Genomic DNA, 11,188 nt, shown 5'->3' on the forward strand with positions numbered 1-11,188 from the left:
CTCGGCAGCGGCTCCCCGGCCGGCCCCGGCCTGCCGGGGACCGGCGGCCTTGCCTGTCGACGTGCCGCGCATGGCCGTGGCGGCTTCGGTGGCGGCCAGGCGCAGCGTGTGGGTGCGCCGTCCGGGAGCGGGGCCATGCGGTCAGCGCACGGCGATGGCTTCGATTTCGAGGAGTACGCCGGGCTGGGCGAGGCGTTCGACGCCGATGGCGGCGCTGGTGGGCTTGATGCCGGCCTTGGTGAGCCGGTCGGCGACCTTGTCGAAGTGCGTGAAGAAGAGGTCTTCGTCGGTGACCGAGTAGCGCAGCTGGGTAATGTCGCCGGGCTGGTAGCCGGCGTCCCTGACGTACTTCTCGACCTGGTCGAAAACCTGGTCGATCTGCTTGTCCATGTCCCACTTGTGGAGGTAGGTGTTGCCTTCCTTCGCGGTCTGCCCGGACACGAACAGGATGCCGCGCGGGTCGCGCACCTCGTGGGTCTGGTACAGGGCGGTCTTGCCGTTGAAGTTCCACGGCTCACCCAGCCGGTGCCGCTGATCCCCGTCCTTTCCCTCCTCCGTCGCGCCCGCGGACTGCACCTGGGCCGAGGCGCTTGTGGAGGTGCCGGCTTCCGGTCGCGTCTCGTCGGCGTTGGCCTGGACTCCCCACGCAAGACCCGCGGACACCATCGCGCTGGCCAGACCGATGGCAACCTTTACCCTGCTGTTCTTCCTCATGACATCGCTTCTTCCTACGCACAGTGACTGGTGAGTGGTGGACGCCAGTGAAGCCCACCGCGCGCCGTTGGAGCCCTGTACCGGGGCCTCGGGGCCCGTTCGTGCAAGATTTCGGCGCCTGATCCCACCGGCACGCCGGATAATCGTCACCACAGCCGCTTCCACACGGCACCAGCACCAAGGCAGGGGGCTCAGCAGCATGGATGACACGGACAAGCTGCTTGTCTCGGCGTTGCTGGCCGATGGGCGTGCGTCCTGGACGACGATCGCCGCGGCCCTGGATCTGAGCGAGAGCACAATCCGCAGACGGGGCGCCCGGCTGCTGGAGTCCGGCCTCCTCGCGGTCACCGCCCTGGAGAACCCTTACCGGGCCTGGGGCGCCTGGCCCATGATCCTCATGCTGCGCACCCGCCCCGACCGGACCCTGCGACTGGCTCACCGCCTCGCCCGCATGTACCCGGTCAAAACCATCTGGGTACTCGACAACGGCGACGTCTTCGCCCTGATCCACCCCCGTGACCGCGACGAACGCAACAGCCTCACCCTGCGCCACCTGCCGCTCTCCGGTGACCTCCTCGATCTCCGGGCCCTGCCCGTTCTGCGCGCTTTCGCCCTGGCCGGACCACCCCAACCCCCACTCCTCACCCCCACACAGACCGACGCCATCCGCCACCCCTACACCGAACCCGGTCTCGCACCAGGACCCCGCCTCGACGCCGATGAACACCGCCTCGTCGAAGCCCTCGCCGCCGACGGCCGCGCCGGCCTCAAGCAACTGGCCGCACAGACGGGCTCCTCCACCGCCACCGCCCAGCGCCGCCTCCACCAACTCCGCCGGACGGGCGGCGTCGAGATCGCCACCGTCGTCGACCGCTGCCAGGTCGGCCTCGACACCCAGGCCCTGTTCTTCATCCAGCTCGAACACCAGGCCCTGCCCGACGCCGTCAAACACCTCACCGCCCACACCCCTGTCCACCTCGCCGCCGCCGTCACCGGACCCGACAACCTCATCGCCGCCGTCGCCCTACCCCACCCCGACGACGTCCACCACCTCCTCACCGAACAACTCCCCCACCTACCCGGCTACCACCACGCCCGCGTCCACCTCGTCACCGCGACCATCAAGGAGAGCGGCATGGTCTTCCACGACGGTCGCTGGCAACCCATCACCCCCTGAGCCCACGGAAGTTGCACAGGGACGACCTCGAGTGAATGCACCGCCCGGGATGAGCCACCCCCATCTCCCGGGGACACGTACGGTTCGACGCCACCAAGGCCGGCGCGGCGACCTTGCCGTCACGTAGCTCTGGCTGCCGAACCCTCGGACGACGAGCACGGGTACCCCCGTACGCTCCAGCCAGCCGGTCAGCTGAGCCCGCAGGGTGTCCTTCTCGCAGGCCACGTACAGGGCGAACGTCTGGCCAGCGGTCCTGTCCAGGGCGAACCAGTCGGGCGCGGCCCGCAGGAGCGCACCAGCGTCAGGCCAGGCCGGCGGAACATGGACCTCGCGCAACGGGTCGATGAGGTCGGGAAACCGCTCCTCCCGGCGGGCCTGGGCGAGCCGCGCGGACAGACGCCTGTACGCCGGCGCAGTGTGCGGGATCAGGCCCTCCGAGACGAGCCGGTAGTACGCCTGCCGGAGGGTGCAGCCGCCAACCTGGTCGTAGCTGGTGACGATGTCGGCGGCGCGGTCCACGATGCGCGGCCACTGGAGTCTGGTCACACCGGTACATGTACCCCTCGGGTCAGCAGCGGGTGCCTCCCGAAGTCGTGAACATCGACCTGACCGCCATCGGGGTGCCTCCCGCGCTCATCGACAAACGACGTCGCAACTCGTGTACAAAGCCACCCGTCTGGCAGGAAGCTCCCCAGTTCGTCTCGAACGGGTCACCCAGCTTGATCCCGTCCCGCCGATTCCGCAGTACCCCGCCGGGTTCTTGTCGAGGTACTGCTGGTGGTATGCCTCCGCCGCGTAGAACGTGCGGCCCTCCGCCGGGAGGATCTCCGTGGTGATCGTGCGGTGCCCGGAGGCGGTAAGGACCTTCTGGTAGGCCTTGCGGGAGGACTCCGCGGCGGTGGCCTGCTCGGGGCCGTGGGTGTAGATCGCCGAGCGGTACTGGGTGCCGACGTCGTTGCCCTGGCGGAAGCCCTGGGTGGGGTTGTGGGACTCCCAGAAGACCTTCAGGAGCTGGGCGTACGAGACGACGGAGGGGTCGAAGACGACGCGGACGGCCTCGGTGTGGGCGGTCAGCCCGGAGCAGACCTCTTCGTACGTCGGGTTCGGGGTGTGGCCGCCCTGGTAGCCGACGAGGGTCGTCCAGACACCCGGTGTCTGCCAGAACTTGCGCTCCGCGCCCCAGAAACAGCCCAGGCCGAAGTCGGCGATCTGCAGGCCCCCGGGGTACGGGCCGAGGAGGGGGTTGCCGAGGACCGTGTGGCGGGCGGGGATCTCGAATTCGGGGGTTTCGCGGCCGCGCAGGGCCTGGTCACGGGTGGGCAGCTCGGGTACTCGGCCGGACAGGAACATGCGGGCTCCTCCTGGACTGGGTGCGTGGGACAGAACGCACACCGGGCCCGGGGGATTCCCCCCGGGCCCGGCCCACCGGCGGCGACAGGCCTCGCACGGCCTCGCACGGCCTTGCACCTGCCTCACCTGCCGTGCACCTCTGACCGGGAGGTCGCGGAACGCACAGTACGGCCGGCCCGGCGCACTGCCACGGCCGCTCAGCTGAGCAGCGTCGCCGGGCTTCCCCCGTTCGCCTCGTAGCCCGCCACCGCCAGCGCCCGGTACACGGCGTAGGCCTCCGCCGGGTCGCCGCCGTGGGTCCAGGGCAGGGCGCCGACATGGCCGTCGACCCGTACCAGCTCGTGCATGGCCTCGGCCCAGCGCTCCGACCTGACCAGGAAGAAGACCAGCAGATGGCGGACGTGCGGGAGCACCGGGTCGTCGGCCGCGGCGGTCTGCGTCGCGTGCAGCGCGCCCTCCGCCGCCCTGGTGACCACCGCGCTCTGGTAGAAGCCGGACACGAGATTGACCTCGGGCAGATGCTCGAAGACCGCGAACAGCGGCAGCGCCGCGAGCAGCGAGCCCTGCGGGGCGCGGGCCGCGGCGGTGGTCGCGAAGTGGTCGGCCTCCTCCCGCGAGCCGTGCCACTTCTCGCACCAGTAGTGCAGGGCGGCGAGGTGGGCGCCCATGTGCGTCGGGGCGCGGTCGATCACCTTCGCCCAGAGCTGGTCGAACTCCTCGTGGGAGTAGCCGAGTCCGCGGGCTGCGGCCAGTTCGACGATGTACGGGACGGGGTCGCCGGGGGCCAGCAGCGCCGCCTCCGCGCAGACCGTACGGGCCTCCTCCAGGATGATCCGGAAGTCGTCGCTCCCGGAGCCGCCGGAGGACCGCCAGGCCTGCTGCACCAGGAACTCGGCGTGCACGGCCGCGCCGCCCGCGTCCTTCGGGGACTCCGCACGCCAGGTGCGCAGCCACGAACCGCCGCTGCCGGGCTGCTGCTGCAGTTCGAGCGATGCCGCGCCCGCGAACGCCTGCACGCGCTGCCAGCGCAGCTCGCCCTCCTTGCCGGTGCCGGCGAGCAGCTGGGAGGCGGCCCGCCAGTCCTGGGTGCGCTGCACGAGGTCGAGCACGTCGAGGAGGTCCTGGTCGGGCCCGGGCAGCCGCAGATCGAGAAACTCCTGGCGTACGAATCCGTACGCGGAAGGGTCGGCGGCGTCCGGTGATCCGGGCGCGACCTGCCGGACGGCGTTACGGCGGCGCATCACATACGGGCCGATCGCCGCGGCCAGCAGGCCCATCGCGATCAGGAACCAGAGAATCTCCATACGGCCATTGTCCCGGACGGCACGGGGCCGAGGACCGGCCGGGGACTACCCTCGGGGCACATGAGCGACCAGCACAGCTTCGAGACCATCGCGATCCACGCGGGCAACACCGCCGACCCGCTGACCGGCGCGGTCGTCCCGCCCATCTACCAGGTGTCCACCTACAAGCAGGACGGCGTGGGCGGACTGCGTGGCGGCTACGAGTACAGCCGCAGCGCCAACCCCACCCGTACCGCGCTCGAGGAGAACCTCGCGGCGCTCGAGGGCGGCCGCCGTGGCCTCGCCTTCGCCTCCGGCCTCGCCGCCGAGGACTGCCTGCTCCGTACGCTGCTGACCCCCGGCGACCACGTGGTGATCCCCAACGACGCGTACGGCGGCACGTTCCGGCTCTTCGCCAAGGTCGTCCAGCGGTGGGGTGTGGAGTACTCCGTCGCCGACACCTCCGACCCGGCTTCGGTACGGGCGGCACTCACCGACCGTACGAAGGTGATCTGGGTCGAGACCCCGTCGAACCCGCTGCTCGGCATCACCGACATCGCCGCCGTCGCGGACATCGCCCGTACGGCCGGGGCGAAGCTCGTCGTCGACAACACCTTCGCCAGCCCCTACCTCCAGCAGCCCCTCGCGCTCGGCGCGGACATCGTCGTGCACTCGCTGACGAAGTACATGGGCGGTCACTCGGACGTCGTCGGCGGCGCACTGATCACCGCGGACGCCGGGCTCGGCGAGGAGCTGGCGTACCACCAGAACGCGATGGGTGCGGTCGCCGGGCCGTTCGACTCGTGGATCGTGCTGCGCGGGATCAAGACGCTGCCGGTCCGTATGGACCGCCACAGTGACAACGCCGAGCGAGTCGCGGAGATGCTGACGAAGCACCCGAAGGTGACGCGCGTCCTCTACCCGGGGCTCGATGAGCACCCGGGCCATGAGACCGCGGCCAAGCAGATGAAGCGTTTCGGCGGCATGGTGTCGTTCCAGGTCCAGGGCGGCGAGGAGGCGGCGGTCGAGGTCTGCAACCGCGCGAAGCTCTTCACCCTCGGTGAGTCCCTGGGTGGCGTCGAGTCCCTGATCGAGCACCCGGGCAGGATGACGCACGCCTCCGTGGCGGGCTCGGCGCTGGAGGTTCCGGCGGACCTGGTGCGGCTGTCGGTCGGGATCGAGGCGGCGGACGATCTGCTGGCGGATCTCCAGCAGGCACTGGGCTGACCGTGAGGGCCCGGGTCGGCGACATCGCCCGCCCGGGCCCGGTACAGCTCGACCCCGCCAAGTCCCCGCCCGGGTCCCCGTCCGGGCTCCGTTCCGCCCGGGTGCGGTGCGCGGCCCGGTCAGGTCTGCTTCGCCCGGCTCCCGTTCCGCCCAAGCCCGGGCCGCCCGTTCGGATCCGTTCCGCCGGGGTCCCGGCCCGGCCCGGTGTCTCAGCCCGGGTCCCCTGCCCCCGGCCCCCGGTCAGGCGCCGACCTTCTCGTCCTCCAGCATGTTGCTGATCTGTTCGCGCAGTTCTGCGCTGTCCTCGTGGCCATGGACGGAGACCGCGTGTTCGGTCGCGGCCCGGAGGACTTCCTCCTCCTCACCCGCGATGGTGAGGGTGCAGTTCGTCTCGCTCGGGAACCTGCGGCAGTCGGCAACTTTTCTGGTCATGACGACCTCCTGTGCTGATGGGTTGCGCCGCTCCTCCCAGGATAGAACCGGGCTCACCAGCCCTCGATCTCCGGCGTCGTCGTCGACGGAGGAACGGTCCACGGCTCGACGACCACCGCCCACACCGCGAACGCGACGGCGGCTGCGAGCAGCAGCAGCCAGCCCACGCGGTGCAGGGTGCGGCGGCGGCGCAGCAGCCGGGTGCCGCGGGTGGTCGCGCGGATGTACAGGTCGGAGGGGACCAGCGGGTGGGGGATGTCCAGCAGGCGCCGGACCTCCTCCTCCTTGACATTGCGGCGGCGGCTCATGACGGGCCCGCCGTCCAGACCGGTGCCCGCAGGCGCGGCGGGCGGGTGCTGCGCAGGGCGGAGACGGCGCGTTCGCAGATCGCCCGGACCCGCTCGACCGGCAGCCCGAGCAGCGCCGCGGTCTGCTCCTCGGCGACGCCCTCGTACAGCCGCAGCACCACGATCAGCCGTTCCTGCGGGCTGAGCCGGGCCAGCACGCCGACGTCCGCGCCCCCGTCCCAGGTCCGGTGGTGGAAGCGCCAGGCCGTCCGGGCGAAGCGGGTGGCGAGCTCCTGGCGGGTGCGGTCGTACGGGTCCTCGCCGCGCAGCCGGTCCCACTCCGCGTACGTGCGCGCCAGCGCCGCGACCAGCAGCCGCTGCGCGCGGGGATTGTGCCCGTGAGGCTCGGCCGTCAGCAGGGTCGCGGCATGCAGCAGCCGGCCGGCCGCGCCCGCGACGAATGCCTCGAACTCCCGGGCGCGGCGGCCGGCGAGTACCGTCTGCCGCGTTTCTCGCACGTCCTCATATCAGGGCAGGCGGCGCCCCGGGTCAAGAGGCTGGGGACGTCTCCGTGTCGACGGCCGGCAGCCCGGCCTGGCGGGCGGAGAGCGCCGAGTTGAACCGGGTGAGCAGGGTGCAGAACGACTCCCGCTCCTCCTCGGTCCAGCCGTCGGTCACCTGGGCCATCAGCTCGCGCCGCGAGGAGCGGACCTCGTCCAGGCGGGCCTGGCCGCGCGGCGAGAGCTGGAGGACGACCGCGCGCCCGTCCTCGGGGTGCGAGGTGCGCTTGACCAGGCCGGTGTCGACGAGCGGCGCGACCTGGCGGGTGACGGTCGATGAGTCGATGCCCATTCCGGCGGCGAGGGCCTTGACGCCCATCGGGCCTTCCTGATCGAGCCGGTTGAGCAGGAGATAGGCGGCGCGGTCCATGGAGTTGCGCACCTGGCCGACCCCGCCGAGCCGGGTCTGCTCGGCACGGCGTGCGAAAACGGCGACCTGGTGCTGCAGGGCATCGAGGAGACCGGGGGCTCCCTGAGGTTCGGGGGCCGAGCCCCGGGAGTCAGGCGCAGTGGTCGTCATGTCCTGAGATGTGGGCATGGCTGCGAGGGGCTCTCTCGTGCGGTGGTCGGTTGGTGGGGGACAGAGTACGCGGACCCGGGCGGGTCCGTACCTGCCCTGCGAAATCCCGTGGACCCCTGTGTGACCGGGGCCGCCGTCAGGCCGCTGAGCTGCGAGACTTGCTGTCATGAGCTTCCGTACGCCAGGCCCCTTTCACCCGCTCATCCTGGATGACGTCCGCGGTGCGCAGAAGATGCTCTCCGGCGTGGCCAGGCTGACCCCGATGGAGGGCAGCCGGTATCTGTCCGGCCTGGTGGGAGCCCCTGTCCACCTCAAGTGCGAGAACCTTCAGCGGACGGGGTCGTTCAAGCTGCGCGGTGCGTACGTACGTATCTCGGGGCTGCGGCCCGAGGAGCGTGCGGCGGGCGTCGTCGCGGCGTCGGCGGGCAATCACGCGCAGGGAGTCGCACTGGCGTCCGCACTGCTCGGGGTGCGCTCGACGGTGTTCATGCCGGTGGGGGCGCCGCTGCCGAAGGTCGCGGCGACCCGGGACTACGGCGCCGATGTGCGGCTGCACGGCCATGTCGTCGACGAGACCCTGGCGGCCGCGGAGGAGTACGCGCACGAGACCGGTGCGGTCTTCATCCACCCCTTCGACCATCCGGACATCATCGCCGGGCAGGGCACGGTCGGCCTGGAGATCCTCGAACAGTGCCCGGAGGTACGGACGATCGTCGTCGGCATCGGCGGCGGCGGGCTCGCGGCGGGCATCGCGGTCGCGGTGAAGGCGCTGCGCCCGGACGTGAAGGTGATCGGGGTGCAGGCGGAGGGCGCGGCAGCGTATCCGCCCTCGCTGGCGGCGGGCCGGCCGGTGTCGATCGAGGCGCCGACGACGATGGCGGACGGCATCAGAGTGGGCTGTCCCGGCGATGTGCCGTACGCGATCGTCGAGGAGTTGGTGGACGAAGTGCGTACGGTCTCCGAGGACGCCCTCTCGTCGGCGCTGCTGCTCTGCCTGGAGCGGGCGAAGCTGGTCGTCGAGCCGGCCGGGGCGAGCCCGGTCGCGGCGCTGCTGAGCGACCCCCACGCGTTCCAGGGGCCGGTCGTCGCGGTGCTGTCGGGCGGCAATGTGGACCCGCTCCTGATGCAGCGGATCCTGCGGCACGGTATGGCCGCGGCGGGCCGCTACCTGTCGCTGCGGCTGCGGCTCCCCGACCGGCCGGGGGCGCTGGCGACGCTGCTCGGGGTGCTGTCGGTGGTCGATGCCAACGTGCTGGACGTCGGGCATGTACGGACCGATCCGCGGCTGGGCCTCACGGAGGTCGAGGTGGAGCTCCACCTGGAGACGAAGGGGCCCGAGCACTGCGCGGAGGTCGGTACGGCGCTGCGGGACGCGGGGTACCGGGTCATCGACTGACTCGCCGGCGGCCGCCTCTCGGCCCTCCGGGCCAGGGGAGACCCCATGCATCCGACGCCGCGGCCCGGTCCTCGAAGATCGCCCGGACAGGGCCTCGTCACGGGCACCCGGTCATCGGCTCTCGCCATGGCCCGGCTCGTCGTCGACCGGGTCATTCCTCTTGTGTGTCGCGATGTATCGCGTTACCGTCCCGTGGCGGGTCGTAGGAATTCGCCTGCGCCGGCACATGGCGAAATCTAAGCTTGCGTAGCAATCGCGCGGAATAAGCAGTGCGTAAACAGCACGTGCGCAGTACGTGAGCGGCCCGTACGAAGCAACCCACCCTCTGCCACTGGGAGTACCCACATGCCAGGCGCCATTTACGCCGAAGGTCTGGTGAAGACCTTCGGCGAGGTAAGGGCTCTGGACGGAGTTGATCTCGACGTCCCCGAGGGCACGGTCCTCGGAATGCTCGGCCCGAACGGCGCGGGCAAGACGACCGCCGTGCGCGTCCTGACCACGCTGCTGCAGCCCGACAGCGGCAAGGCGGTCGTCGCGGGTATCGACGTCCTCAAGCACCCCAACGAAGTCCGCCGGTCCATCGGCCTTTCCGGTCAGTTCGCCGCCGTCGACGAGTATCTGACCGGCCGCGAGAACCTGCAGATGGTCGGCCGGCTCTACCAGATGAGCGCCAGTGCGGCGAAGACCAGGGCGGGTGAGCTGCTGGAGCGGTTCAGCCTCGCCGAAGCCGCGGACCGCCCCGCCAAGACCTACTCCGGCGGTATGCGGCGCCGCCTCGACCTCGCCGCGGCGCTGGTCGTCTCGCCGCCCGTGATGTTCATGGACGAGCCCACCACCGGCCTCGACCCGCGGAACCGCCAGGCGCTGTGGGAGGTCATCAAGGAACTCGTCAGCGGCGGTACGACACTGCTGCTGACCACCCAGTACCTCGAAGAGGCCGACCACCTCGCCGACGACATCTGCGTCGTCGACCACGGCAAGGTCATCGCCCGCGGTACGTCGGACCAGCTCAAAGCCCGCACCGGCGGGGAGCGCGTCGAGGTCGTCGTCCACCGGCCCGAGGAGATCGCCCCGGCCCGTGACGTCCTCCACCGCTTCGGCACGGACGGTACGAAAGCCGGTGAGGTCGCCGTCGAGGAGCACACACGCAAGCTCACCGTCCCCGTCGCGGGTGGCGCCAAGCTGCTCGCCGAGGTCATCCGTGAGCTGGACACCCGCGGTATCGAGATCGACGACATCGGCCTGCGCCGCCCCACCCTCGACGATGTGTTCCTGTCGCTGACCGGTCACGTCGCCGAGCAGGCCGCGGAGGAGAACGGTGAGGTCCCGGCGGCCCGGCCGGCGAAGGACCGCAGGGCCAGGAAGGAGGCCGTGAAGTGACCACCGTCCAGGAACCGGCGGACCGTGTCGCGGCCCCCCGCCCGCGCGGCGGCATCGCGCAGTCGGTCAACGACTCGCTCGTCGTCGCCAAGCGCAATCTGATCCGGATGACGCGGATCCCCGAAATGATCATTTTCGGGATGATCCAGCCGATCATGTTCGTCGTGCTGTTCAGTTACGTCTTCGGCGGCTCCATGCAGATCGGTGCCACCACGTCTCCTTCCGTCTACCGCGAGTTCCTGATGGCGGGCATCTTCGCCCAGACCGTCACCTTCGCCACGGCCGGTGCGGGCGCAGGCATCGCCGACGACATGCACAAGGGGCTCATCGACCGCTTCCGGTCGCTGCCCATGGCGCGCGGCGCCGTCCTCACCGGGCGCACGCTCGCGGATCTCGTCCAGACGGCGCTGACGGTCGTGGTGCTCGCGATCGTCGCGCTGCTCGTCGGCTGGCGGGTCCACGAAGGCGTCCTCAAGGCGCTCGGAGCGTTCGCCCTGCTGCTTCTGCTCGGGTACGCGTTCTCCTGGATCGGAGCACTGATCGGTCTGTCGGTCCGTACCCCGGAGGCCGCCACCTCCGGCGGTCTGATCTGGCTGTTCCCCGTGACGTTCATCTCGAACGCCTTCGTGGACTCCAGCAAGCTGCCCTCCTGGCTGCAGACCATCGCCGAGTGGAATCCGTTCAGCGCGACGGTGCAGGCGTGCCGTGAGCTGTTCGGCAACCCGGGCGTCTCGACGTCCGACGCCTGGCCCATGCAGCACCCGGTGTGGGCGTCGATCATCTACTCGATCCTGATCGTCGCCGTGTTCCGCACGCTGGCGGTGCGCAAGTACCGCTCGGCGACGGTCTGACCCGTCAGCGA

The 11,188-nt window shown here is 70.8% G+C and carries 12 protein-coding genes; 5 read left to right on the top strand and 7 right to left on the bottom strand.

Annotated elements, in window-relative coordinates; all coding sequences use genetic code 11:
* Nucleotides 1-141 precede the first annotated feature (141 nt).
* Nucleotides 142-714, bottom strand: coding sequence for a RidA family protein (locus ACWGI8_RS29405; protein ID WP_453665433.1), 573 nt, complete (start codon nt 712-714; stop codon nt 142-144).
* A gap of 199 nt (nt 715-913) precedes the next feature.
* Between ACWGI8_RS29405 and ACWGI8_RS29410 the strand changes: the two genes are divergently transcribed.
* Nucleotides 914-1,891 (top strand): Lrp/AsnC family transcriptional regulator, encoded by a 978-nt coding sequence (locus tag ACWGI8_RS29410; RefSeq protein ID WP_453665435.1) that lies wholly within the window; start codon nt 914-916, stop codon nt 1,889-1,891.
* Nucleotides 1,892-2,524: 633 nt separating this feature from the next.
* Here ACWGI8_RS29410 and msrA read toward each other — a convergent pair.
* Both msrA and ACWGI8_RS29420 read right to left on the bottom strand, forming a co-directional pair.
* Nucleotides 2,525-3,241 carry a peptide-methionine (S)-S-oxide reductase MsrA gene (gene msrA / locus ACWGI8_RS29415; RefSeq protein WP_453665437.1) on the bottom strand — a complete coding sequence of 239 codons (717 nt, stop codon included), beginning with the start codon at nt 3,239-3,241 and terminating at the stop codon, nt 2,525-2,527.
* A gap of 197 nt (nt 3,242-3,438) precedes the next feature.
* Complete coding sequence (locus tag ACWGI8_RS29420; RefSeq protein WP_453665439.1) at nt 3,439-4,545, bottom strand: hypothetical protein; 1,107 nt, start codon at nt 4,543-4,545, stop codon at nt 3,439-3,441.
* A 60-nt stretch (nt 4,546-4,605) separates the two neighbouring features.
* On the opposite strand from ACWGI8_RS29420, the gene ACWGI8_RS29425 reads away from it, so the two are divergent.
* Nucleotides 4,606-5,751 (top strand): cystathionine gamma-synthase, encoded by a 1,146-nt coding sequence (locus tag ACWGI8_RS29425; RefSeq protein WP_453665441.1) that lies wholly within the window; start codon nt 4,606-4,608, stop codon nt 5,749-5,751.
* A gap of 240 nt (nt 5,752-5,991) precedes the next feature.
* Here ACWGI8_RS29425 and ACWGI8_RS29430 read toward each other — a convergent pair whose 3' ends face one another.
* Genes ACWGI8_RS29430 through ACWGI8_RS29445 form a run of 4 tightly spaced genes read right to left on the bottom strand, consistent with a single transcriptional unit; the run spans nt 5,992 to nt 7,550 of the window.
* Nucleotides 5,992-6,183, bottom strand: coding sequence for a DUF1059 domain-containing protein (locus ACWGI8_RS29430; protein WP_453665443.1), 192 nt, complete (start codon nt 6,181-6,183; stop codon nt 5,992-5,994).
* A gap of 53 nt (nt 6,184-6,236) precedes the next feature.
* A complete protein-coding gene (locus ACWGI8_RS29435; protein ID WP_453665445.1) occupies nt 6,237-6,491 on the bottom strand; it encodes a hypothetical protein in 255 nt (84 codons plus the stop codon).
* On the bottom strand, nt 6,488-6,988 hold the full coding sequence (locus ACWGI8_RS29440) for a sigma factor-like helix-turn-helix DNA-binding protein (protein ID WP_453665446.1): 501 nt from the start codon (nt 6,986-6,988) through the stop codon (nt 6,488-6,490). Before ACWGI8_RS29440 ends, ACWGI8_RS29435 begins: the two co-directional genes overlap by 4 nt.
* A 31-nt stretch (nt 6,989-7,019) precedes the next feature.
* On the bottom strand, nt 7,020-7,550 hold the full coding sequence (locus ACWGI8_RS29445) for a MarR family winged helix-turn-helix transcriptional regulator (protein WP_453665448.1): 531 nt from the start codon (nt 7,548-7,550) through the stop codon (nt 7,020-7,022).
* A 166-nt stretch (nt 7,551-7,716) separates the two neighbouring features.
* Here ACWGI8_RS29445 and ilvA point away from each other — a divergent pair, with 166 nt between their 5' ends.
* The 3 genes from ilvA (at nt 7,717) to ACWGI8_RS29460 (ending at nt 11,177) form a co-directional block, all read left to right on the top strand.
* Complete coding sequence (gene ilvA / locus ACWGI8_RS29450; RefSeq protein ID WP_453665449.1) at nt 7,717-8,946, top strand: threonine ammonia-lyase; 1,230 nt, start codon at nt 7,717-7,719, stop codon at nt 8,944-8,946.
* 345 nt (nt 8,947-9,291) lie between these two features.
* Nucleotides 9,292-10,326, top strand: a complete 1,035-nt coding sequence (locus ACWGI8_RS29455; protein ID WP_453665451.1) for an ATP-binding cassette domain-containing protein — start codon at nt 9,292-9,294, stop codon at nt 10,324-10,326.
* Nucleotides 10,323-11,177: an ABC transporter permease gene (locus ACWGI8_RS29460; RefSeq protein WP_453665453.1), complete on the top strand. Its 855-nt coding sequence runs from the start codon at nt 10,323-10,325 to the stop codon at nt 11,175-11,177. Before ACWGI8_RS29455 ends, ACWGI8_RS29460 begins: the two co-directional genes overlap by 4 nt.
* Nucleotides 11,178-11,188 lie beyond the last annotated feature (11 nt).

Source organism: Streptomyces sp. NPDC054841, assembly GCF_053611045.1.